This window comes from uncultured Bacteroides sp. (genome assembly GCF_958445495.1).
Lineage (GTDB): Bacteria > Bacteroidota > Bacteroidia > Bacteroidales > Bacteroidaceae > Bacteroides.
In genome coordinates this window covers 25,520-50,459 of record NZ_CAUCSQ010000013.1, presented here as the reverse complement: position 1 = coordinate 50,459, position 24,940 = coordinate 25,520, and the positions used below count along the sequence as shown (strand labels likewise).

Annotated in this window: 13 protein-coding genes; 6 read left to right on the top strand and 7 right to left on the bottom strand. The window is 47.2% G+C overall.

Going from position 1 to position 24,940, the window contains the following annotated elements; all coding sequences use genetic code 11:
* The first annotated feature begins 5 nt into the window (after positions 1 to 5).
* Positions 6 to 2,612 (top strand): zinc-dependent metalloprotease, encoded by a 2,607-nt coding sequence (locus tag Q5076_RS06455; protein WP_303011823.1) that lies wholly within the window; start codon positions 6 to 8, stop codon positions 2,610 to 2,612.
* A gap of 337 nt (positions 2,613 to 2,949) precedes the next feature.
* Here the strand turns inward: Q5076_RS06455 and ybeY are convergent, their stop codons facing one another.
* Positions 2,950 to 3,372, bottom strand: coding sequence for an rRNA maturation RNase YbeY (gene ybeY / locus Q5076_RS06450; protein ID WP_303011821.1), 423 nt, complete (start codon positions 3,370 to 3,372; stop codon positions 2,950 to 2,952).
* Between the two features lie 16 nt (positions 3,373 to 3,388).
* Positions 3,389 to 4,621, bottom strand: coding sequence for a nucleoside recognition domain-containing protein (locus Q5076_RS06445; RefSeq protein ID WP_303011819.1), 1,233 nt, complete (start codon positions 4,619 to 4,621; stop codon positions 3,389 to 3,391).
* Between the two features lie 258 nt (positions 4,622 to 4,879).
* Here Q5076_RS06445 and ruvB point away from each other — a divergent pair, with 258 nt between their 5' ends.
* The 4 genes from ruvB to Q5076_RS06425 all read left to right on the top strand — a co-directional run bounded on the left by ruvB (position 4,880) and on the right by Q5076_RS06425 (position 11,078).
* Entirely contained in the window at positions 4,880 to 5,911 is a 1,032-nt protein-coding gene (gene ruvB, locus Q5076_RS06440; RefSeq protein ID WP_303011818.1) for a Holliday junction branch migration DNA helicase RuvB, read from the top strand.
* Positions 5,912 to 6,063: 152 nt separating this feature from the next.
* A complete protein-coding gene (locus Q5076_RS06435; protein WP_303011817.1) occupies positions 6,064 to 7,560 on the top strand; it encodes a lipopolysaccharide biosynthesis protein in 1,497 nt (498 codons plus the stop codon).
* A gap of 2 nt (positions 7,561 to 7,562) precedes the next feature.
* Positions 7,563 to 8,918: a TIGR00341 family protein gene (locus Q5076_RS06430; protein ID WP_303011816.1), complete on the top strand. Its 1,356-nt coding sequence runs from the start codon at positions 7,563 to 7,565 to the stop codon at positions 8,916 to 8,918.
* An 18-nt stretch (positions 8,919 to 8,936) separates the two neighbouring features.
* Positions 8,937 to 11,078, top strand: coding sequence for a S46 family peptidase (locus tag Q5076_RS06425; protein WP_303011815.1), 2,142 nt, complete (start codon positions 8,937 to 8,939; stop codon positions 11,076 to 11,078).
* 53 nt (positions 11,079 to 11,131) lie between these two features.
* Here the strand turns inward: Q5076_RS06425 and Q5076_RS06420 are convergent, their stop codons facing one another.
* Positions 11,132 to 15,184 carry a two-component regulator propeller domain-containing protein gene (locus Q5076_RS06420; protein WP_303011814.1) on the bottom strand — a complete coding sequence of 1,351 codons (4,053 nt, stop codon included), beginning with the start codon at positions 15,182 to 15,184 and terminating at the stop codon, positions 11,132 to 11,134.
* Between the two features lie 54 nt (positions 15,185 to 15,238).
* Between Q5076_RS06420 and Q5076_RS06415 the strand changes: the two genes are divergently transcribed.
* A complete protein-coding gene (locus Q5076_RS06415) occupies positions 15,239 to 15,496 on the top strand; it encodes a hypothetical protein (protein WP_303011813.1) in 258 nt (85 codons plus the stop codon).
* Between the two features lie 67 nt (positions 15,497 to 15,563).
* On the opposite strand, the gene Q5076_RS06410 is transcribed toward Q5076_RS06415, so the two are convergent.
* From Q5076_RS06410 to Q5076_RS06395, 4 genes are all read right to left on the bottom strand, one after another.
* The gene (locus Q5076_RS06410; RefSeq protein WP_303011811.1) at positions 15,564 to 19,823 is read right to left on the bottom strand and encodes a glycoside hydrolase family 2 TIM barrel-domain containing protein; all 4,260 of its coding nucleotides are present in this window, start codon (positions 19,821 to 19,823) and stop codon (positions 15,564 to 15,566) included.
* A 21-nt stretch (positions 19,824 to 19,844) separates the two neighbouring features.
* Positions 19,845 to 21,794, bottom strand: coding sequence for a glycoside hydrolase family 97 protein (locus Q5076_RS06405; protein WP_303011810.1), 1,950 nt, complete (start codon positions 21,792 to 21,794; stop codon positions 19,845 to 19,847).
* A gap of 146 nt (positions 21,795 to 21,940) precedes the next feature.
* Positions 21,941 to 23,401 (bottom strand): glycoside hydrolase family 28 protein, encoded by a 1,461-nt coding sequence (locus Q5076_RS06400; RefSeq protein WP_303011809.1) that lies wholly within the window; start codon positions 23,399 to 23,401, stop codon positions 21,941 to 21,943.
* Positions 23,402 to 23,406: 5 nt separating this feature from the next.
* Positions 23,407 to 24,939, bottom strand: a complete 1,533-nt coding sequence (locus tag Q5076_RS06395; RefSeq protein WP_303011808.1) for a GDSL-type esterase/lipase family protein — start codon at positions 24,937 to 24,939, stop codon at positions 23,407 to 23,409.
* Between the last annotated feature and the right edge of the window lies 1 nt (position 24,940).

Genomic DNA, 24,940 nt, shown 5'->3' with positions numbered 1-24,940 from the left:
GAAGTATGAGAAATAGATATAGTAAGATACTTTGTTTATTACTTCTTTTTACCTGTTGCCTACCACAGGACGGAAATGCAATCTGGCCTTTTAAAAAGAAGAAGAAAGAAGAGAAAAAAGAGACGCTGACTCCTTACCAGAAGTTATTCAAGAATAAAAAAGTGCAGACAGCCCGCGGCTTAATGACCATCCATAAAGTGGAAGACAAGATATACGTTGAGTTTCCGGTTACTATGTTGGGGCGCGAACTGCTGTTCACTTCTTCCATCGAGAATACGAGTGACGGGGGAGAAGGTGCTCCGGGACAGTTAGGAGGTACGGACGTACGTCTGCGTTTCGAGATGATTGACTCCACGGTCGTTGCGCGCATGCCGTTGTTGAGCAAGCCGGTCAATACGGGCGGTGACGCTTCTATTGCCCGAGCATTGGACAATGCACACAATCCGGGTATCTTTAAGAGTTTTAAAGTGCTGGCGTGTACCCCGGATAGTTCGGCGGTCGTGGTGAATATGAAAGGACTGTTCCTTGAAGGTTCTGCATTTACCAAACCTTTCCCCTCGAACTCTGCCAATGGCTATTACGGGTTTGTCTCGCGCGAGCATTCCCTGCAATCAGACAAGTCTGCCATTCTAGGCGTGTCCGCTTCGGCAGATTACGTGACTGTGCGCGAGGAACTTGCTTATACGGTCGACCACACCTTGATGGGAACTTACAGCATGTATGAAAACGTGCCTTTGACCGCCGTGGTGAATAAGATGCTTTATCTGTTGCCGGAAGAACCGATGAAACCTCGTCTGGCAGATTCTCGGCTTGGAATGGCGACACAGTTGAAAAGCGATTTTTCAGGAGCCGGACAGGAAGTCAGAGAAATACGGTATGCGAAACGCTGGCGGATTGAGCCGTCAGATTCGTCTGCCTACCGTCGCGGTGAGCTGGTGAAACCGAAAAAACAGTTAGTCTTTTACATTGACAGCTTGATGCCTGCCAAATGGCATCCGTATATTAAAGCCGGTGCGGAATCTTGGAATAACGCTTTTGAGAAAATAGGTTTTAAGGATGTCATTTGTGTGAAAGAATTTCCGAAGAATGACACATTGTTCAATGCCCATAGTCTTGACTGTATGACTATCCGTTATTCGGCATCGTGGATGAATTCCGCACAGACAACTATACATACGGATGCCCGCACGGGTGAAATCCTGAATGCTTCTATTCTTGTGAACGCCAATATGATTAGTGTGCAGTATGCCGACCGTATCGCGTCTACTGTGGCGTCCGATCCCCGTGTCCGGACAACCGTTTTCCCGCAGGAGGTACAAGGAGAGTTGATTCAGGCCGCCATCGCCCAAGCCGTGGGGACAGGGCTGGGATTGACCGTGAACTGGGGAGCTTCTGTCGCTTATCCGGTCGATTCTCTGCGTTCCGCGAGCTTTACACGGAAGTACGGGCTCGCCTCTTCGGTAATGGGGGGAGTCGTAATCAATGATGTAGCGAGTGCGGAAGATGTCCGGAAAGGAGTTTGCCTGGTAAATACGAACCCAGGTCCGTATGACGAGTTGGTTATCAAATATTTGTACCGTCCGGTCTATGCATCCTCCTTGCAGGAAGAGAAGAAGACGCTGGATGGCTGGATACGGGAACATGCGGGCGACCCTTTTTATGCGTATGTGCGCAGCCAGTCCCGGTTTGATTCCGATCCGCGTAACAGTCGCGGAGGGTTAGGAAACAACCATTTGAAATCATTCGATTACATGCTTCCCAACATACGTAAAGGGTGCGAGAATTACTATGCTTGGTTTGCCGAAGGAGACAGAGACATGTCCATGCGCAGGCGGGTCTACTCAGCCCTTTGCGAGAAGCTGAACAGCCGGGTGTATTCTGTCCTTTCATACATCGGTGGGATTTATCTGAACGATATCCGCGAGAAGGACGTGCTTCCCAGTTACTCAATGGTAGACCGTGAGACGCAAAAAGCTGCTTTGGACAAAGTCCTGGACCTGGCAAAAGAACTGGATTGGATAGATGCCGCCGCCCGTGCTTCCGAATTCGCCATTGCGGATAAAAAAGCCGATATGATGCGTATGGACATCTTTAAAGGTATTTTCAATCGCCTGCCCTATATCGAGGTATGTACGGAACGTTTCCCAGAGACCGCCTACACGGCTTCCGAATACCTGGATGATGTTTACAATATCGTTTGGGAAGGGACCTTGAAACACCGCCCGTTGAAAAATCTGGAAAAAGCGCTGCAGACCGCCTTCCTGGAAAGTATAATTTCCACATCGACAGCCACTGCGCCCATCGGTAGTTTTAAGCCCTCTAGAACTTCGTTCGTATCTTCCGGAAAGCCGGAAATCAGCCTGAAAGCCTTGCGTGAAGGCGGGAGTGCGGAGCAATATATGCATTTGTTGCAGTCGCCTGAAGACGTAGCAGGCTTTTCGGCCATACCGCCTATTTATACGAACCAGACTAAAGTGGCGGCATACTACTTTGATTTGTTGATGCGTACGAAAGAATTGCTGGAAAAAGCCGTTTCGGCTGCTCCGGAAACCGATCGTTCACACTATGAGCTTTTGATATACCGTATCAATAAAGCGATTGAGATAAAATAATAAATTCTCTCTCTTTGATAATTAGCTCTGCATTCAGAGTGGTAACGGGGTTGTCTCAAGATAAAAAATGAGATAACCCCGTCTGTTTTTTGTAGCAGATGAGGTCCCTCTTGTTTTTTACCTGTGGGAGAAAGATATGTCCGCAGGTGGTTACCCAGAGTTCTCGAAAAGTGGTTTCCTGAGCGGGGGATTGCGTTTCAGTTTAGATTCCCCCGTAAGATAAAGAACCTGAAATAAGCAGGGCGTTTCCTTCAAGGAAACCTACCGGGGAACACGTCGGATTCTGTAGACCCTGGTAAGTTCCTTCGGTTTTAACCGGCAGGAGAATTGATACGTTTTAAAGATGTGCCCGCATAGCCAGCGCCTTGTTTTCCGCAGCTTCCATAATCTCCCGTTCTCCCGGCCCCTTGTCGTTGATACCGCAAAGATGGAGGATTCCGTGGATGATTACCCGGTGCAGCTCTTCGTTGTATGACGTACCGAATTGTTCCGCATTGGTACGTACCGTATCCAGGCTGATGAACAGGTCGCCTGAGAGGCGCTCGCCCTCACAATAGTCGAAAGTAATGATATCCGTGTAATAGTCGTGTTGCAGGTATTGGCGGTTTACCTCCAGTATCTTTTTGTCCGAGCAGAAGATATAGGCTATCTCACCGAGCCTTTTCCCATAGAAAGCGGCCACGGCCTTTATCCATTCCGTAGTCTCTCGTTTTTTAATATCAGGCATCCTGACGTCTTCCGTTTGATAAGTTACAGCCATAATTGAATGATATGATTTAGTAGAAAAATAAATAACTGATTAAGATTGCGGCGATGATACCGGAAAAATCGGCAATCAGACCACAGGTGACCGCATTGCGGGTCTTGGTGATTCCCACACTACCGAAATAAACGGCCAAGATGTAAAATGTCGTGTCCGAAGCTCCGCGTACGACACAACTCATACGCCCTACGAACGAATCCGGCCCCATCTCTTTCATTGCGTCAATCATCAGCCCATTTGCGCCGCTTCCACTGAGTGATTTCATCAGTGCGGTAGGTAATGCCCCTACAAAACTCGTGTCAATTCCACATAAACCTACGATATAACCGATGCCTCCCACTAGGAAATCCATTGCTCCCGAAGTACGGAATACGGCGATTCCCACTAGGAAAGCAACCAGATAGGGGATGATTCGGATAGCTGTCGTAAACCCTTCCTTAGCTCCTTCCACAAAAGAATCATATACGTTGATTTTTTTTCTGACACCCGTCAGGATAAACAGAATAATAACACTATATAGAAGAATGTTGGCCGCTAGCGTGGAATATGTGCCCATCTGTTCGCGTGAGACATTCAGGAACAGATAAATCAGAGCGGAAAAAAAGAGGCAGACGGCTCCTGTCAGGAGAAGGATGGGCTTGTTGAGCAGATTAATTCTTTGGGTAATGCTGACTGCCGTTACCCCGGCGAGCGTTGAAATGAAAGTACTTATCAGGATAGGGATAAATACATCTGTGGGTTGTGCGGCTCCCATCTGTGCGCGATAGACCATGATACTAACCGGAATGATGATGAGACCGGAAGTGTTAATCACCAGAAACATAATCATCGGGTTGGAAGCGGTGTCTTTTTTCGGGTTCAGTTCCTGCAACTCTTTCATGGCTTTCAGTCCCAGTGGGGTAGCGGCATTGTCCAAGCCGAGCATGTTGGCGGACATATTCATGAAGATGGAGCCTAATACCGGATGCCCTTTGGGAATGTCCGGAAATAGCCGGCAGAGCACCGGGCTGAGAAAATGTGCCAGAGCGTGAATCAGTCCGCTGTTCTCTCCGATTTTCATGATGCCCAGCCAGAGTGCCAGTACTCCTGTCAATCCGAGAGATATCTCGAAAGCGGTTTTCGAAGAGTCGAATGTGGAGTTTATGATAGTCGTGAATATTTCCGTATCTCCCAGAAAAATTACTTTTATGAGAGCGATGATGAAAGCAATGATGAAAAATCCTATCCAAATGTAATTCAGAACCATAGTCGATAGCGTGTATGTACGTGTATATAAAGATGCAAAGGTAGTTATTACGTTTCAAATAAACTAATAACAGGCTGAAAGGTTGCATGCCGGCAGCGGGTATGACAGTCTCTTTGTGTGCCCGACGGACGGACTGTGCCGGTATGTCGTCAGCCCTTCGGACATTCACGTTTAGAATGTATCCGGAGTTTTTATTTGTATTTCTGTATCGAAAATGAATGGATTTCTCTATCTTTGTCTCCTACTTTCAAGAAATAAATGGAACAGGAAGATTTTAACATACGTGAACACCAACTTACTTCAAAGGAACGGGACTTCGAGAATGCTCTTCGTCCGCTGAGTTTTGAAGATTTCAGCGGACAGGACAAAGTAGTGGAAAATCTCCGCATCTTTGTGAAAGCGGCACGCTTGCGCGGTGAGGCGCTCGATCATGTCCTGCTGCATGGCCCTCCCGGGCTGGGGAAAACAACTCTTTCGAATATCATCGCCAATGAATTGGGAGTCGGCTTTAAAGTGACTTCAGGTCCGGTACTCGACAAGCCGGGAGATTTGGCGGGAGTGTTAACCAGCCTTGAACCGAATGATGTGCTCTTTATCGATGAAATCCATCGCCTGTCACCCGTGGTAGAGGAATACCTATATTCTGCCATGGAGGATTATCGCATTGACATCATGATTGATAAAGGACCTTCGGCGCGTAGTATCCAGATTGATTTAAACCCGTTCACCTTGGTCGGTGCGACGACACGCAGTGGGTTGTTGACAGCACCTCTCCGTGCGCGTTTCGGCATTAATCTTCATCTGGAGTACTATGATGACGATATCCTGAGCAGCATCATCCGCCGTTCCGCTTCCATATTGGATGTGCCCTGTTCGGTACATGCCGCTTCGGAGATTGCCTCCAGGAGCCGTGGAACGCCCCGTATCGCCAATGCATTGCTCCGCCGGGTGCGTGATTTCGCACAGGTGAAAGGTTCCGGTTCCATTGATACGGAAATAGCCCGGTTCGCCTTGGAAGCGTTGAATATTGACAAGTACGGCTTGGATGAGATAGACAATAAGATACTTTGCACGATTATAGACAAGTTCAAAGGAGGACCGGTGGGTATCACCACCATTGCCACCGCTTTAGGGGAAGATGCGGGAACCATCGAGGAAGTTTACGAGCCTTTCTTGATAAAAGAAGGGTTCATGAAGCGTACTCCCCGTGGGCGTGAAGTGACCGAGCTCGCTTATAAGCATCTGGGAAAAAGCCTTTATAACAGCCAGAAGACGCTGTTCAATGACTGATAAGGGCTATGTCGACCATGTGAAATGCAAGTGAAGAACGTGATGAAACAGAATAGGATGATGACGCAATGGCGTATTTTCATATCCTCCGGAGGAGGTTCAGCAGCAGAAGAAACGTCGGCCCGGCACGAATAATAATTACTGAAACAAACATGTCTGGATTAAAATCATTAGTAAAAGATACGGCGATTTACGGATTGAGCAGCATTATCGGCCGGTTCCTCAATTATATGTTGGTCCCGCTGTATACGGCAGTTCTGCCGGCTTCTACCGGAGGGTATGGAGTGGTGTCGAATGTCTATGCGTACACAGCCTTGATGCTAGTGCTGCTGACGTTCGGTATGGAGACCGGATTTTTCCGTTTTGTGAATAAATCGGGAGAAGAACCGATGAAGGTATATGCCAATTCCCTGCTTTCGGTGGGAGGAGTCTCGTTGGTGTTCGTCCTGCTCTGCCTGCTTTTCCTACAGCCCGTTGCCGACCTGCTGGATTATGGCAGTCATCCGGAGTTCATTGCGATGATGGCGGTTGTCGTAGCCTTAGACTCTTTCCAGTGTATTCCTTTCGCCTATTTGCGATATAAGAAACGTCCGATTAAGTTTGCGGCTATCAAATTGTTTTCCATTGTCGGCGGTATTGGCCTGAATGTATTCTTTCTGTTGGTATGCCCATGGCTGAACGTCCGTGCCCCGGAAACTGTCTCGTGGTTCTATGAGCCAGACTACCTAGTCGGTTACATCTTCGTCAGCAATCTGATTGTCTCGGCTGTGCAGATGTTCTTTTTCATTCCGGAGTTGAGAGGTTTCGCCTACAAGTTGGATAAGGCGTTGCTGAAACGGATGGTCGTGTATTCTTTCCCGATACTGATACTTGGGCTGGTCGGCATTCTGAACCAGACGGTGGATAAAATGATTTATCCCTTTCTGTTCGCAGACCGCCAGGAAGGGCTCGTACAGCTGGGAATTTATGCTGCCACCAGTAAGATTGCGATGGTGATGGCACTATTTACACAGGCTTTCCGCTATGCTTACGAGCCGTTTGTCTTCGGAAAGAGCAACGAAGGAGACAACCGCAAGATGTATGCGGCAGCTATGAAATACTTTCTTATTTTCTCGTTGCTGGCTTTTCTCGCCGTGATGTTCTACCTCGATTTGTTACGTTATCTGGTAGCGAGAGGATATTGGGAAGGCTTGGGAGTGGTAGCTATCGTGATGCTTGCGGAAATATGCAAGGGGATTTACTTCAACCTTTCTTTCTGGTATAAGCTGACGGACGAAACGCAGTGGGGAGCCTACTTCTCGCTGATAGGCTGTGTCGTTATCGTGACGATGAACATTTTGTTTGTGCCGGTTTATGGATATGTCGCTTCCGCATGGGCCTCCGTTGCCGGATACGGCGTGATTGTGTTGTTGTCTTACTGGATGGGGCAGAAAAAATATCCGATACGGTATGACTTGAAGAACCTCGGAATTTACATTCTGCTTGCTGCGGCGTTATACCTGCTTGGAGAGCAAGTCCCGATTCCGAACCTTGTGCTCCGTCTGGCTTTCCGTACTTTGCTTTTGCTGTTGTTCCTCGCATATATCGTTAAGAAAGATTTGCCGCTGGAACAGATACCTGTTATTAACCGATTGATAAAAAATAAATAACTATGAAAACAGATGACCGTAATAAGTTTGCCGTCAAATCCTTTCTGAGCGAGTACCTGGATTTGAAGAAAGATAAGGACAATGAAATGGAGACAGTCGATTCCATCCGTAAAGGAGTCGAGTTTAAAGGAGCTAACCTGTGGATTCTTATCTTTGCCATATTCATGGCGTCGCTCGGACTGAATGTGAACTCTACCGCTGTGATTATCGGCGCCATGCTGATTTCACCGCTGATGGGGCCTATCATGGGCGTCGGGCTTTCCGTCGGGTTGAACGATTTCGAGCTGATGAAACGCTCTTTAAAGAGTTTCTTCATAACGACCGCTTTCAGTGTGACAACAGCAACGGTCTTCTTCTTGCTCGCCCCCATTGCCGGTTCGCAGTCCGAATTGCTGGCGCGTACTTCGCCTACCATCTATGACGTCTTCATCGCCCTTTTCGGCGGCTTAGCAGGTGTCGTGGCGCTTTCGACGAAAGAAAAGGGAAATGTGATTCCGGGAGTCGCTATCGCTACCGCGTTGATGCCTCCGCTTTGCACGGCGGGATACGGGCTGGCATCGGGCAATCTCATTTATTTCCTGGGCGCTTTCTATCTTTATTTCATCAATTCGGTGTTTATCAGCCTGGCTACTTTTATCGGTGTCCGGGTTATGCATTTCCAGCGGAAAGAGTTTGTGGATAAAACCCGTGAGAAGACGGTACGCAAATATATCATCCTGATTGTGGTCTTGACGATGTGTCCGGCAGTTTACCTGACATTCGGTATTATTAAAGGCACTTTTTATGAAGCGGCTGCCAATCGTTTTATCAATGAGCAACTAGCCTTCGAAAACACGCAGGTACTTGACAAGAAAGTAGATTATGAACATAAGGAAGTCCGCGTGGTACTGATAGGGCCGGAAGTGCCGGACGCTTCGATTTCCATCGCCCGCAGCAAGCTGAAAGAATATAAGCTGGAAGATACGAAACTGGTGGTGTTGCAAGGCATGAACAACGAAGCGGTAGACGTCTCTTCCATACGCGCCATGGTGATGGAAGACTTTTATAAAAACAGCGAGCAACGATTACAGGAGCAGAAAGTGAGGATTTCGCAATTGGAGGAGACCCTTAAGCAATATAAGATTTATGATGAGATGAGCAGTACGTTGGTTCCCGAACTAAAGGTGCTCTATCCTTCCGTCACTACGCTTTCTATCGCTCATTCGCTTGAAGTACGGGTCGATTCGATGAAAACAGATACGGTGACACTGGCCGTCTTGAAGTTTGCTAAACCCCCGACGACTGTTGAGAAAGAGAAAGTCGGCGAATGGCTGAAAGCACGGGTGGGAACGAAGAAGTTAAGGCTGATTACAGAATAAAGAATTAAAAATAAAGACATGAAATTCAGACTAACCGCAATGATTACCCTTTTCCTTTGTCTGTCCTCCGTTTGGGCAGACGAGGGAATGTGGTTATTGGGAAATCTCCGGAAGGATAAACAGACAGACCGTGTAATGAGAGAACTCGGACTGCAGATGCCCGTAAATAAAATATATAATCCGAGAAAGCCCTCCCTTGCGGATGCCGTAGTCAGCTTTGGGGGCTTTTGTTCGGGCGTGGTGGTGTCGGAAGACGGTTTGGTGTTCACCAATCATCATTGCGGTTTCAGTAGCATCCAGCAGCACTCTTCCGTAGAACACGATTATCTGAAAGACGGTTTCGTGGCTCGCAGCCTTGAAGAAGAATTGCCGAATCCTGAATTGTATGTCCGTTTCTTGCTTCGCACGGAAAATGTAACCAAACGGGTATTGTCCGTCGCTAGGCATGCCAAGACCGAATCCGAACGCCAAGCGGCAGTCGATTCTGTAATGAATGCCATTGGTATGGAAGTATCGGAGAAAGATTCTACGCTCACTGGGATTGTTGATGCCTATTATGCGGGAAATGAGTTCTGGCTTTCAGTCTACCGTGACTATAATGACGTCCGCCTGGTTTTTGCCCCTCCCTCTTCTGTCGGTAAGTTCGGGTGGGACACGGATAACTGGATGTGGCCGCGCCATACCGGTGATTTCAGCGTATTCCGCATTTATGCCGATACCCGTAACAACCCGGCGGATTATTCTCCGGAGAATGTTCCGTACCGTCCCGAATATGTCGCTCCGATTTCTTTGGGCGGATATGAGGAGGGTTCCTTCTGCATGACCCTCGGTTATCCGGGAAGCACGGAACGCTATCTCTCTTCATACGGTATCGAAGAGATGATGAATGGAATAAACCAGGCTATGATTGACGTGCGGGGAGTGAAACAGGCAATTTGGAAGCGGGAGATGGACCGCCGTCCGGACATCCGTATCAAATACGCATCGAAATATGATGAAAGTTCCAATTACTGGAAAAACAGCATCGGGACGAACAAAGCCATCAGGCACTTGAAAGTATTGGAAAAGAAGCGGGCGGCCGAGACCGTGCTGCGTGACTGGATTCAATCCCGTCCGGAAGAGAGGGAGAAACTGATTCGCCTGTTTTCCTCCTTGGAATTGGGTTATGGCAACCGCCGTGAGACCAACCGGGCGTTGGCATATTTCGGCGAGTCGTTTATCAATGGCCCGGAATTGGTGCAGCTCGCGCTTGAAATTCTGAATTTCGACTTTGAGGCGGAAGAGAAACAGGTTGTCTCTCGCATGAAGAAACTGCTGGAGAAATATGAAAATCTCGACCTCTCCATTGATAAGGAAGTTTTTGCCGCCATGCTCAAGGAATACCGGTCTAAAGTGGACAGGAAATATTTACCCGCCATGTATGAAAAGATAGATACGCTTTACGGTGGGAATATCCGGACTTATGTAGACTCATTGTACGCCTCTTCCGACATTACCTCTCCCAAAGGCCTGAAACGTTTTTTGGAGCGGGATACCACCTATAACTTGATAGATGATCCGGCGGTTTCCCTGAGCCTGGACTTGATTGTAAAATACTATGAGATGAACCAAGGTATTTCCGAGGCTTCCGAACAGATAGAGCGGGGTGAACGGATGTTCAATGCCGCCATGCGCCGCATGTATGCCGACCGAAATTTCTACCCGGACGCTAATTCAACGATGAGGCTGAGTTTTGGGACTGTTGGTGGTTATACCCCTTTTGACGGGGCTGCCTATGATTATTATACGACGGTGAAGGGTATTTTCGAGAAAGTGAAAGAACATGAAGGAGAGATTGACTTTGCTGTTCAGCCGGAGTTGTTAAGGTTGCTCTCTTCCGGTGATTTCGGGAGATATGCCAATGAACAGGGAGGTATGAATGTTTGCTTCATCTCCAATAATGACATTACGGGAGGTAATTCCGGTAGCGCCATGTTCAATGCCGAAGGCGAGTTGCTGGGGCTGGCTTTCGACGGCAACTGGGAGGCGATGAGCAGCGATATCGTATTTGAACCGGACTTGCAGCGCTGTATCGGCGTGGATGTACGCTATATGCTCTTTATCATGGAGAAATACGGCAAGGCGGACCATCTTGTACGGGAATTGAAAATCGTCCGGTAAGATGAATCTCCCGGGCAAGCGGGGGAACAGAAAAAACATGCGGAGACACACCTTTACGGTTTGTGAGAGCCTTTCACGACATTTTCCTTTTGCTGTTCTCTGTATTGGCGCGGCGGCATACCAAACCGTGAGGAGAATAGCTTATAAAATGTTCCTCGGTTAGTGAATCCTGTTTTATCCATGATTTCTTCAATGGTGAGGTTCTTTATCAACAATAGACGTTCAGCTACCGTCAAGCGGTATTCCCTGATAATGTCCGTCGGCGACTTTTCCGTTATCGGTTTCAGCTTCCGGTAGAACTGGCGGGTGCTGTATCCCAATTCATTGCTCAGTAGCTCTACGGAAAGGTCCGGATTTTCGATGTTGGCATCAATGATTTTCATGACCTTGTTCAGGAAATCGTGGTCTTCTTTATGTACGAGGTTTCCGTTATCTATCTGGAAGGCACTGAATACGGAATTATAGTACTCTTTCAATTCGGATTTCCGCTTTATCAGCCGGTAAACAATCTTTTCCAGGTACTTTACATTAAAAGGCTTGGTGATATAAGCGTCGGCTCCCGAATCAAGTCCTTTCACCTGCTCGTCCTCATGATGCAGGGCGGATAACAGGATTAACGGTATATGGCTCCACAGTTTGTTCTGCTTGATGCAGTGAGTGAAAGAAAGCCCGTCGATGTCAGGCATCATCACATCCGAGATAATCAAGTCCGGTTGCCTTATTTCCAGGCTGTCCAAAGCGTCTTTGGCATGACTGAAAGAACATACGTTATACTTGTCGACGAAAATTTCCGAGACAAACCAAAGCATGGATGGATCGTCGTCGATAATCATGACTGTCTGTCTGGAGGGGTCAAAATCTGTAACGGTCTTTTCCAGCTTGACAGGCTCCGTGTCAGATGCCAGTTCCCCGGTAGAGTACGCCTCTTGGGGCTTTTCCTGTTCTGACGGCGGTAATTCCGGCAGGCTAACGGTAAACGTAGTAAGTTTATCAGGGATACTTTCAATGTCAATCCGACCGTTCAGCAGGGTCACCATACTTTTGCATATAGCCAGTCCGAGCCCGTTCCGGGAACCTTTCCCGTTCAGTTCCACAGAGTCCAAAATCTTGTAACGGTCGAATACCTTGTCCAAATTCTCTTTTGCTATACCTTTTCCGGAGTTGGATATCCGGAGGACTAATTGCCCGTCTTCAGCCTTTAGCTCGACAATGATTTCACCTTTTTCCGGAGTATATTTGAATGCGTTGGATATCAGATTGTTGACTATCTTGTTGAAACAACCAGTGTCCGTGTTCCATTCAATGTCTGGTTGGATGTCCAACCTGTAATCCAGTTTCTTGTTTTCAGCCAGTTCGCTGAAAGACTCCGCTATGTTCCGGAGTTTGTCCGATACGGGTTGCCTTTGGACAGAGAGTGTTTTGTTCCCGGTTTCCAGCCTGCGGAATTCGAGTAGCTCCAGGATTAATGCGTTCAGTTTCTCGGCGTTCTGCTGTATCATTTTTCCGTATTTGCAGATGTACGGGTCGGATTGCGGATAGGTGAGTATTTTCTCACACGGACCATAAATCAGGGTCAATGGTGTGCAGAACTCGTGTGTGATATTAGTGAAGAAACGCAGTTTGGACTCATAGATTTCTTCTTTCTTTTCCCGGTTCATCTTTTCGATAATGCGGGCCTGTTTACGGCGATATTTCCGGATGATTTGGCAGACCGCTAGGATACAGAAACCGGCGAGCAGGATAAAATAGGTGACATACGCCCAGTCACTCGCATACCAGGGAGGGGTAATCTGAATAAAAAACGACTGGGGGGCACATTCTTTTCCGTTGATGTTGTTCCTGTATTTTACCGATAACGTGTATTGTCCCGGTGAAAGGTTAGAGAATACAGCACTGGGAGATGCCCCATTCTCTATCCATTGGCTGCTCACCTCGTCCAGTTTGTAATAATAGGAATAATTGTTTCCGTTTATATAATCCACTGCCATAAAGTCGATGTGAAAGAAATTCTGGCTATAATCCAGTCGGAGGACTGTTTTCTCTTCTTTTTCATGCAGAAAGTCATGGATGTTACATTCTTTTCCGAAAACAGACAGCCCTTTTATGCTTATTTGAGGCATGTAGTCGGTTATGCTGCAGGCATTGGGTCTGATAGCGACAAACCCGTTCGTACCGCCGAAAAACAAAGTCCCGGTCGGCACGTCCTTGTAGAAAGCTCCATCGCTGAACTCGGTGACCTCCAACCCGTTTTTTCTGTTGTATGTCTGGCCGGTACGAGTTTGGGGGTTGAACCTCACTAGTCCCTGGTTGGTGCTAATCCAAATGTTGTTCTGCTGGTCTTCCAGAATGCCGTGTGCGGTGTTTTTTGAAAGCAGGTCTATCTTGTTATGATAAGACGAGGTGTTCTGGGCGAAATGAAGCAGTCCCGAACTGGTGGCAAACCAATATCCGTCTTTGTTTTTGTAGATGGCGAAAATATCGTTGGCAGTCCGGCTGTTTACAATGCTGTCGAACTTGTAGGGAGTAAATTTACCGGTTTCGATATTGAGCTGGTATGCCCCATATCCGCGGTTGCCGAACCATAACAGGGAGTCGTTTTCTTGAAAAGAAGTAAAGAAGTAGTTGGAAGCCAGGCGTCCGTCATCCAAAACAATTCTGGTTGCCGATTTCACCGTTGGAAAAGCGGTGTTTGGGTGCAATATCACTTTCACGATGCCTTCACCTACGGTAGATATCCATAAGGTCGTATCGTTCGGCTCATGGATGGAATGTACGTATTTCACTTTCCTACCGTCCGCCGTTACCGTGAATGTTTTTAGCTGCCTGCTTTTGTACGAGTAATAGTTGATACCGTTTTCCGTACCTATCCATAGCTTGCTCATCGAACCGGGCGTAAAGCAATAAACCGCGTTGTCGGTCAGAGCACTGTTAGCGGTGGAGATGTGTTCGAAAGAGACCGATGTACCGGTTTCTGCGGAATACTCCTTGAACCGCAGCATGCCTCCTCCTTTGGTCCCTATCCACAAGGTTTGTTCATTGTCATAATAGAGGGCGCGTACGGGATTATTAATCTGGTACACGGGAGTATCCAGTAAAGTGTTGCTGATAGAAAAAGCGTCGTTGAAATACATATATACTCCTTGACCGTCGGTCCCTATCCAGACAATGTCCTGGTATTTGTCTTTCATCAGGCAGAAAATGCCAGAATGGATTTCGGTAGGCTGTATCCGGTATTTGATTTTCTGGTCAGGCATGTATTTCAGCACAATCAGGCCGCTGCTTTTGAAACCGATGTAATAATCGTTCTGTTGTTTGATGATGGAAGACACTTCCCCGCGCTCTTCAATTTCCGCTTTGAGGTCTGTGATGAAGTATTGCTGCTGGTTGTTAAAGTCGTATTCATACAATGAGTAGCTCTCGTCGATAAAGTAGACCAATCGCTCTTCGGGAAAGACCCATCGTAGCTTTTCACTGTGTTTGAAGAGGTTTTTCGGAGATAGGGACAATCCGTCTCTAGTCTTGTTTATCCGGTAACAGCGGTTGTCATTGTTGGAAGTGAAGACCCACAACATGTCATTCTCGTCGATGGCGATGGATAATATGTGTTCAAATGCGGGTTGCGGGATTTCCAGTTTCTGGAACATTCCTTTTTCTTGGTGGTAATAATAGAAATAACCGTCGTCTTTTAACGTGAAAAGAACGTTGTCTTTGCTTTTGGCCATGAACCTGTTATCTTTGAACTCAGCAAAGCTCCGAGAGGTTTGCTCTTTTATATCTAGCCGGTCTAACCCATAATTAGTTTGTACCCAAAGTATATTTTTTCCGGTTTCCGTGACATTGTTGATAAGGTTTCCGGAGAGCAGCGTCTTGGGAGAGCTGGACGGACTGTATATTTGGATACTGTTACCGTCATACGTATGGAGGCCGTCGCATGAACCAATCCAAATGACTCCCCGGTTATCCTGGTATAAAGACAAGATGGCACTGTTGGATAATCCGTCTTTGTTGGAGAATTGCCGTAAACTGTATGCATGGGTCATATACGGAAGGCAACTTAGGATACTGATGATTCCTAAGAGTCTGGAAATGGCGTATTTGCTTTTCATATATCTATTTATTCAGATTAATTGGGTAATGCAAATATACTGAATAATCGGGATATGGCAGGAAAAGAAGAAAAAATAGATTACATTTTTCCGATATTTTACTCTCTGCAACAACCGTGGGCATCTTTCTTCGGTATGGAAAAAGCCATCTACAGATTACCGGAAAGAAAAGTAACGGAGTTTGTGGTGGAAGGTGGAAAGATACGGGGAACTTGGCCTGCCGGTCATTTTTTCAAGATGAATCCCCTTGTTTTAAATCCCGGTTCACCAACGGTGCAGGGACTTAAAACAAGGGGATTGTCATGCGCCTAGTTTGTAGGTTGTCCGCAAGTCTGTCTCGTCTTTTCTTCTTGGACTGTTTGGGCTTTTTGCCGCAAGGTTATTCGGCTGTCAGGATTTCCAATTCTGCTACAGCAGCCTGTTTACCACCATCTGCAGCAGATAATGCCTGGAGTTTCACATAACGTGCCTGTTGTGAGGGGAATTCCACGACCTGCGTTTCCTGGGAGTCCCGGAAGGTTCCCGAAGCGACTGCTTTGCCCCATTCTTTCCCGTCACAGCTAAGGTAAATTTCGTATTTTGCTATTCGTCCTTCAGCGGAATCCTGCCGCGGTGTGTATTTAATCCCTTTTACCTTGGTCTCCTTAGCGAGCGACAGTTGTATTTCATGCGGATAGGGTGCGAGGTAATATTGGTTGTGTACGGTGCGCCAGTAAGTATTGGCATTGCCATCGGCAGCTAGTTTCATGCTACTGTCCGCATCACTGTCCACATAGATGACACGTTGTCTTCCTTCGGATGCGCCTGATAGGTTTCTGGTAATGCTGACGTTTAGTTCGGCTGCCGAAGCCCAGTCCCTGCCGTTGATTTCCGATAGAGCTATGAGTTTGAAATAGCGGGCTGTAATCGGTTCTTTCAATGTCACCGTTTGGGCGGACGATGAGTTGGCAAAAGCACCTTTTACTTTACCTTCCCAGTTCTTTCCGTTTTTGCTGAAATAAAGCTCATAATCTTTGATACGTCCGTTGCCTGAGTTCCGCGGGGTATAGAGGAATTTGTCCACTTCGAGCAGGGAAGCCATGTCCACGATGATTTCATGCGGGTGTTTGGCTACCGGCGAGGACCAGCGGCTGTGCCAGATGGTAGTCGGGTCGCCGTCGATGGCATTACGCGCCTCTTCGCCGTTGTTTTCACTACTCACGGATATTATCTTCCATGCGGAACGGTCTACATATATAGGTAGTTCGACAGATGTTGTCAGGCTCTTTCCCAGTTTTTCCGAGGTTGCATATGCCTGTACTTTTCCGCCGGAGATGAATTCGATGGGAGTCGAGTATATCTTGAATTCCCCGCCGTTCAGGCTGTAATGGATGGTGGCTCCCGGTGTGCCGGTCTTTAATTGCAGGTATCCGTTGTTGTCCCTTTCTATCAGGACGGGCATGCATACCGGCATTTGTACGCGCGCTTTCTCCACCAGTTCTTCCTCCCGGTAGCTTCTTTCCAGCGGCATCATGATGAAACTGAATACGGTGGGCTGGGAGAGAAGTTCGTATTTCCTCATCGGACCGGGGCCACAACTGCCGTTACCCAGAGGGCGGTGTTTGGCATCGAGGCAGAGAACCGTTTCTTTTCGCATCGGTATCTCGTATTTGTGAACCAATTTTCTCAAGTCGGTAGAGTCTACCATATCTTGTGCTCTTACGTGTAGGGCGGAAGCTGACATCTTGTCTCCGGCTACGAATACGAATCCCATACCGTCGGAGTTGGTGATTGAGATCCAGCGTACATCTTCATGGTTGCCCATCTCCTGCGGTTTGATGTAATTGACCCATTGGTCGGAAACTCGAGATTCATATACGCCTACATAAGTGGCGTCTTTACGGTCTATATAGTTCTCCAATGGTCCGCGGCCGTACCAACGCATACGTTCGAAACCTTCCGGCAGCTCCATACGGTAACCTACGCGCGGGATGATTTCTCCGTTTACTGCCGGGACAATAGTGCTGTTCACCAGAATCGAACCGTCCGGAGCTATGGAATATTCCATTTCCGTCTCGAAGTTAAAGCCTATCTTGCTTCTGTACGTATTTCTGATTTGCAGGATTACTTTTCCGTTTTCCTGTTTCACTTCCCATTTACCTGTTTCGGGAGTCATGTTACACAATCCTTTGCGCTGCCAGTCTCCGTCTATTTGCCGGTCGTTGTCGGTGGGAGCCCGAAAGACATTGAGCTCCGGTCCTTTGCTGATTAGGGATACTCCGTTGAGAGTATATGCGGAGAGGGTTCCTGTCTTTTGTGAGAAGGCGGCTTCAAAGTTCCGGCCTTTCACGATGTAACAGTCTCCGGACTCGGCGAGGCTGATTGTTCCTTGCCCTGCTTTAAATACGGGTTTCTCGCTTTCAGAGAGTTTGATTTGTTCTGATGCCACTTCGTAGCCTGCCTTTTCCCATTCCGTATCGTTTTTCTGGCGGAAGCTAAAATTAATGAAATATTCGGCTCCCGGAATTTTTTTCACTTGTACATCGGAAATTGTGATTGTCTTGCTTTCCTGTGCGTCTAAATTCAGTTCTTCCAGGTTTCCGGACAAGATAACTTTCCCGTCTTCCCTGATTTCATATCTTCCATAGAGGTCGCTCAGGTCTGTATGAAATCTTTTATTGGTTAGCCTGTATTTTCCGTTCCCTTCGGCTGTAACGCTGATGGGTTGGTGTATTTTCTTCACTTCGTAAGATTTGGCAGAGAGCGTGCGGTCCGCAAAGATAACCCCGTTCGTACAGAAGTTACCGTCATTCGGCTTATCACCGAAGTCTCCTCCCACGGCCATGTAATAACCTTTGCCGTCAGGAGTAGGCATTTGAATACCTTGGTCTATCCAGTCCCAGATGAAGCCGCCGAGGAGTGCCGGGTAACGTTCGTATGTTTCCCAGTATTCTTTGAAGTTACCGATAGCGTTTCCCATGGCATGGGCGTATTCGCAAACCACGTGAGGTTTCACGGTTTCGCCTTTTTGCGCTTTCTCAAGACGTTCTTTTCCTACACCTTCCAGCCATTGTACGTCGGAGTACATGGTACTGGTTACATCACAGAAGGAACTGTTCCCTTCATAGTGTGTAGGACGTGTGTTGTCCAGGGCTTTGACCGCAGCTACGGCTGACTGGAAATTGATTCCGTTTCCTGACTCGTTCCCCATCGACCACATGACGATGGAAGCATGGTTCCTGTATCTTTTTACTTGGTTTTCATTGCGTTCAGTGAAGGCTTTCTTCCAGGAGGGCTCGCTGGAGAGCTCCATCAGTCCGTGGCATTCCACGTTGGCTTCCGCCATCACGTAGAGGCCGTACCTGTCGCATAAATCGTAGAAATAAGGGTTATTAGGATAGTGTGAGGTACGTACGGCGTTTATGTTCAATGATTTCATCAGTTGCACGTCTTTCTCCATTTCCTCCTTCGAGACGGTTCGTCCGTTGAGGGGGCTATTGTCGTGCCTGTCCACTCCTTTGAATAAGGTGGATTTTCCGTTAATCAGCATTTGCCCGTCTTTGGTGAGTTCAATCTTGCGGAAACCGACTTTGACATTGCGGATATCCGTGATTTTGCCTTTTTGTTTTAACAAGAGAGTCAGGTTGTATAGGTTAGGAGTTTCTGCCGTCCATTTGAGCGGGTCGGACACTTCAAATCGCATCTGGTTCATGCCCGTTTTCGCCTGCATGGATTGGGTGGCAATCTCTTCACCGTCCGGAGTGGTTATCTTTGCGAGAATTTCGTTCTTGCCTTTTTTCCCGGTTATTTGTATGTCCAGGGATACGATAGCGTTTTTATAGGCTTTGTCCAAGTCTGTACGGAAGAAAAAGTCCCTGATTTGCGTTTGGGGGGCAGACCATAGGAATACGTCTCTGAAAATGCCGCTGAAACGCCAAAAGTCCTGGCATTCCAGATAACTGCCGTCCGTAAACCGGTACACTTCAACTGCTAATACGTTTTTACCTGTTTTCAGATAGGGGGTCAGGTTGAACTCGGCAGGCAGGTAGCTGTCTTCCGAGTAGCCTACTTTCCGGCCGTTTACCCAAATGTAGAAACCTGCTTCCACTCCGTTGAAGCGGATGAAGATGTCTCTCCCTTTCCAGGAGTCGGGTAAGGTGAAATCTCTTCGGTAGCTGCCTACCGGATTGGGCATGGATGCGAAGGTGTAGTCCGTCGGGCGGGGTTGAATGACGTTCGGCCATTGTACGTGCCTCCAGTCACAGAAGGGATAGATGGTATTACAGTATAACGGCTTGTCCCAGTTCTTGTTGTTGCGTACAGCTTCGATTTGCCAGGTTGCGGGTACTTTGATATTGTCCCATTGGCTTACATCATAATCGGGTTGATAAAACTCCTGCGGCCTGTCTTTGGGGTCGGCTACCCAATGGAATTTCCAAGTGCCGTTCAGTGTCATGTAGTAGGGTGACTCTTCGGTTACGGACGTGACGGCTTGCTGTTCGTCGGCAAAGGGAATGGCGACCTGGCAGGCTTCTTCTTTATTAACTCCTGAGATGTATTCATTGTCCCATTCGGGGCGTCCGTCGTTTTGTGCGTGGACGACGGTTAAGGGGGTGAGTAGAAGTGCAATCAGTGCACCGGAGATTGTTTCTTTTTTCATAAACGAATATTGGTTATTAAGTTATTCAATGATGGCTGCGAAGCCGCCGTTACGTACCAAGCGAACAGCTATCTTGTCTCCTTTTCGAAGGATGCGTTGGTTCTTCCGGTAGTCCATCGCTTGGCGGTTTGCATTTTTCCCGTCTTCGAAGGAGGTCATGCGATATGTTTGTCCTTCTTTCAGGAAGTCTGTATCCAGTTCGAATGTTCTTTGTTGTTCCCGGTTGTTCGTCATGCCTCCGATGAACCATTTGTTGCCTTTGCGTTTGGCTACAATGGCGTATTCTCCCACCTTTGCTGCTAGAGCGAAGGTTTCGTCCCACGTTTGCGGCACTTGGGTGATAAAGCGGGTACATTCGTCGTTACGGTAATAAAGTGTCGGGTTGTCTGCCATCATCTGGATTCCGCTTTCGAAGATGATGAACAGTGCCATTTGATAAGCCCGTGTGCCTATGCTGGCAGAGTTGGGACGTTCGGAGCGGTATATTTCCGGCTGCATGCTGAGCATGGCGCCCGGTGTATAATCCATCGGTCCCACTGCATTTCTTATAAAAGGGAAATAGACACTATTGTCAGGACGGCATCCTCCCATTTGCTCCATCCCCCTTACACCTTCATAAGAGAGCACATTCGGGTACTTATATTCCAGTCCGGCCGGTTTGAAGGAACCGTGAAAGTCGACGAACAGATGATGTTTGGCTGCTTCTTCGGCAACTCTTTCGTAGTAATTCACCATCCATTGGTCGCTTCTGTCCATGAAGTCGATTTTTATGCCTTTTACTCCCCATTTCTCGAATGTTTCGAACAGTCCGAAGTTTTTCTCTACCGCCAGCCATGTGAGCCAGAGTACGATACCGACATTCTTTTCTTTGCCGTAACGAATCAGTTCGTGTAAGTCTACTTTCGGATTAGGGGTGTAGGGATCTCTTGTGGATTGTGCCCATCCTTCGTCCATTACGATGTAGGGTATTCCGTAACGGGCGGCGAAGTCGATGAAGTATTTATAAGTGTCCAGGTTGCAGCCTGCGACAAAGTCTACGTCTTGCCCATAGGGAGTGGCGCCATTCCACCATTCCCAACTGGCTAGCCCGGGTTTAATCCAGGAGGTGTCTTCCAACACATTCTTTTCCGCCAGTCTGCAGGTCATGGTATTTTCTATCAATTGCCCATCGTTTTGGGTGATGACGAAATAACGCCAGGGGAAGCTGCGTTGTCCGTCGGTTTTGGCTATATAATCAGCTTCTTTCAGGATTTTGAGGCTGCGGTCTCCGTCTTCTCCGAATTCAAGGGGAACTTTAGGGAACACGGAGGACATTCCGTTCCGGCCGTTGCTTTTCAGAAAGAGTGCCGGGTAGTCAGTCAGTGCCGATTCACTGATTAGAATTTTATAGTTTTTGCGTGTGTCAACCAGTAGGGGAAGAAGTGCCATCCGGTCGGACGGTTTCCATTCCCGGCTTTGCACATGGTGGTATTCTTCCTCGTAAGCGGTTTTGAATCCTCCCGGTTGTTGCATGTGCAGCCGATAGTTGTCGGGGAAGTTTACCTGGAAGATTTCATCGGTTACTTCGACAGTTCCTTCTTTGTCAGTAATGAAACGATAGGCGATACCGTCATCAAATGCGCGGAATTCTACCGAATATTCTCCTTTGAATTTCAGCAGGAGCCGGTTGTATTTATTGGGCACAGTTGAGTATTTCAGTGCAATGACAGGCTTCAACGGTTCATCGACGCTTTTCCGGCTTGCCTTTATCAGCCGGGGATAGTTCCCGATTTCCTGGTTTCCCAATTGCATGTGGAGGTTACATTGTTTCAATAAGGTGTCTTTCTGACAAACTATATCGTAATAGATTTTATCGGAGAGGTTTATTGAAACCTGTATGTTTCCGTCGGGAGATGACAACAGGTGTTGTTTTTGCCCATAACTGTACAGAGATGCGCAGAACATTAGAGTTAGAATTAAATGCTTGTTCATGATAATGGTTTTGAAGGTATTTCTTTCTTCTGTTGTTACAAAAGTAGCATATAGGAATAATTATTCATTGTTATTTTATGACATTAATATCTATTTTGTTTAAGATGTCGTCGGCTTGTACAGAAATGTCATGGATATGAATTGTTTTATTCTATCTTTTTTCCGTCTATAGTTATGTTGCTACATTTGGAGTGTTCTATCATCTTCTTGGCTATAGAACCTGTTGATTGCAATTTTTCTATATGTATATCGGTTGCATCATCAAGAAAAACAGATGGGCGTTCGTCTGTGTTACGTTGTTGGACACGGAAGTTTTCTATCAGAATGTTGTCTGCATGACGGATATAAAGTCCTCCGGCGGGATTTTCTCTGCCGTACATCCGGTTTTCCGGATATCCTTTCAAATTTTCCGGAACAGGTTTAGTCATGACTTTTTCACCGCCGGCATGTTCTACGGTGATATCGCGCAGGGTAATACCGGTGATACGCCCATTGGGTGTACCGGCAATCAGGGTAGGAATAATGCCTTCGGCTTTTGCTGTAATGTTGCTGAACAACAGATTGCGGATAATTCCTGATTTGCCGCTGTGCCGATTCATTCGACGGTGGTTCAGGCAAATGAAAATCGGTGTGATAATGCCTTCCATGCTGATATTATTGAAAGCTACTTGCTCTATGATACCACCGTCTGCGGATTCGATGGCGATTCCAGCTAATCCGGTATGGGTTTTAGGAGCTACATGGCGGTATTCTTTAGACCAGTCCCAGATATTGCTCTCTGTGGTTGGGCGGATTACACAATTGGAGAAAGTGATATTGCGAAAACCTGCCCATGAGGCTGTGCCGAATTTGATTGGGTTGCAATTGGAGGCAATGATACAGTTTGTTACTGTGATATTTTCTACCATGAAGTCGGGATCATCGCTTTTCAGGCAGATTCCGTCATCGTCGCATTCGATACGGCAATTCGTGATGTTGACATTCCGTGCGTCTACATCGATACCGTCATTGTTCCCCATGGAAAGGGAAAATATGGCGATACCGTCTATAATTACCCCATCGCAACGGAACAAGCGTATGGTCCATCCTGCTGCATCGCGTACTTCCACATCGCGTAATGACATCTTTTTGCAGTCTTTGTAGAAGATAGCGTAAGGACGTTTACCGTCGTTGAGACGGTAATTCTTTTGAAATTCGGGGTGGCGTGCATTGCCGTCAATGATACCCGGTCCGGAGATTCCGGCATTCTCAATGCTATCTGCTACAATGAGAGAGCGGGTAGGGTAGTCTTCCGGATTGCGATAACTACCTCGGATAATGGAGCCACGACAAAGATGCAGTTCTACGTTGCTGCGTAGGTAGATTGTCCCTGTAATATACGTTCCCGGTGGTACTGTCACTTCGCCACCTCCGGTTTCGGCGCAGGTGTCGATAGCCATTTGTAGTGCTTTCGTATTTAGTGTTGCCGCATCTCCTACGGCACCAAATTGAGTAATTTCTACATTGCGTGCTGCTATACTTTGTGCAGCGATTAGAAAAGTGAAAGTCAGTCTGCTAAAAATCTGCTTCCCTGTAAAAGGAAGCAGATTCAGTATGTTGTTTCTCATCTTTGTTATTTCTTTAGTTTCAAAGTGATGTTCAATTCCACCCGACATCCGGCAGCGTTGGTGAATGTACCGATGTATTCACCTGCCTTTTGGCTGTTGAAGTTGGAAACGGTAGCTTCGCGACGGTCGGAAGTAAAACCGTCCGGACCTTCCCAATGCCAGTCACCATTAGATGGATGTGGTCCGAAGGTTACACTGTCGCCCTCTTTTACCTCCATTTCACTAACGTTCTTCCATCCGCCGTAATTAATATAAGATATCAATTCAGGACAGATGGTAGTTCCCTCCACTGCTATGGTAAAGTCTATAGAACTTTGGCGTCCATAATCGTCCGTATATGTAGCAGTATATTTGCCGGCTTGTGTAGGAAGTACAGTTTGTAAACGGACTTCTCGTGTGCCGGCAAAAAAGTTTTCCGGACCAGTCCATGCCCACGAACCGTCTTTTTCATTTTCTACTTCTGGTGCAAGAGTTACATTTCCCCCTGGATTAACACGTATGAAGCTGCTTTTGGCCCATCTTCCCTGCATATCCTGCACTTGGGGAGTAATAGTGCTACCTTGTTCGCCCTTGATGGAAACTAGGAAGTTAATAATGCTCCGGTTGCCTGTCATATCTGTGTAGACGGCAGTATATGTACCTCCGCGTTGTACATTCTCCAGTTTAATAATCCGGTCGGTGGAGGTAAACCCTTGTGGTCCGTTCCATTTCCAATTACCTTTTGCCGGTTCCGGTTTGAAAGTGACTGTACTTCCTTTTTCTACTACGGCTATGCTTTCTTTTATTATTTCACCTTTGGTTACGGAAATGTTTGGCTTAATGACTTGCGCATCCTTTATCTTGTTATACGCAATTTGTGCCATAAGAGCAGAGCCGGCATCATCCGGGTGTACGTTATCCGGGAATTCTTTACTTGCACCTAACAATGGTTGATGAAAGTCGATAATATACGCTCCGATTTCTCCGGCTATTTCTTTCACACGAGGGATGAGTTCTGTTTCGACCATTTGGTTTTGAGGAGCTTTATCCGGTCCGAACAAAGGTGGTGCCAGGCAGACATAGATGATAGGATCTTTTCCATTTTGTCTGAATTCTGCTACCATATCCAGATAGTTAGGCTTGAACTCTTCTTTCAACTGGTTCCAACGCCAGGGATCAGCATCGTTTGTTCCTAAAGCAATAATCAGGATTTGCGGATTCGCTTCTTTTGCTTTAACAAAACGGTCGGTATTCCAATAAGGGGCATCGCTATTTTTGAACATCGTTGTACCACTCACACCGCAATTGAGGACTGTATAGTCGCTTCCTAGTAGTTTACCCAATTGTCCCGGCCAGGCTTTTTCCTGGCAGGTGTTCCCAAATCCCTCTGTGATGCTGTTGCCTACACAAACAATCTTGATCGGTTGTTGGGCTCTTGCTACGACTTCGTCCACTTCTGGGGTGGATGGCTCTTGCTTTTGCGTATCTTCGTTACTGCTGCATGCTGTCGAGAGCATGCTAAATGCAAAGTAAAGCAGTAAACTCCATCTTTTTGTCATA

Coding starts and splice junctions, on each gene's coding strand:
- Q5076_RS06425 (WP_303011815.1), top strand. CDS start 8,937: ATGAAATTCAGACTAACCGCAATGATTACCCTTTTCCTTTGTCTGTCC.
- Q5076_RS06420 (WP_303011814.1), bottom strand. CDS start 15,184: ATGAAAAGCAAATACGCCATTTCCAGACTCTTAGGAATCATCAGTATC.
- Q5076_RS06400 (WP_303011809.1), bottom strand. CDS start 23,401: ATGAGAAACAACATACTGAATCTGCTTCCTTTTACAGGGAAGCAGATT.
- ybeY (WP_303011821.1), bottom strand. CDS start 3,372: ATGGCTGTAACTTATCAAACGGAAGACGTCAGGATGCCTGATATTAAA.
- Q5076_RS06455 (WP_303011823.1), top strand. CDS start 6: ATGAGAAATAGATATAGTAAGATACTTTGTTTATTACTTCTTTTTACC.
- Q5076_RS06430 (WP_303011816.1), top strand. CDS start 7,563: ATGAAAACAGATGACCGTAATAAGTTTGCCGTCAAATCCTTTCTGAGC.
- Q5076_RS06445 (WP_303011819.1), bottom strand. CDS start 4,621: ATGGTTCTGAATTACATTTGGATAGGATTTTTCATCATTGCTTTCATC.
- Q5076_RS06405 (WP_303011810.1), bottom strand. CDS start 21,794: ATGAACAAGCATTTAATTCTAACTCTAATGTTCTGCGCATCTCTGTAC.
- Q5076_RS06395 (WP_303011808.1), bottom strand. CDS start 24,939: ATGACAAAAAGATGGAGTTTACTGCTTTACTTTGCATTTAGCATGCTC.
- Q5076_RS06410 (WP_303011811.1), bottom strand. CDS start 19,823: ATGAAAAAAGAAACAATCTCCGGTGCACTGATTGCACTTCTACTCACC.
- ruvB (WP_303011818.1), top strand. CDS start 4,880: ATGGAACAGGAAGATTTTAACATACGTGAACACCAACTTACTTCAAAG.
- Q5076_RS06435 (WP_303011817.1), top strand. CDS start 6,064: ATGTCTGGATTAAAATCATTAGTAAAAGATACGGCGATTTACGGATTG.
- Q5076_RS06415 (WP_303011813.1), top strand. CDS start 15,239: ATGGCAGGAAAAGAAGAAAAAATAGATTACATTTTTCCGATATTTTAC.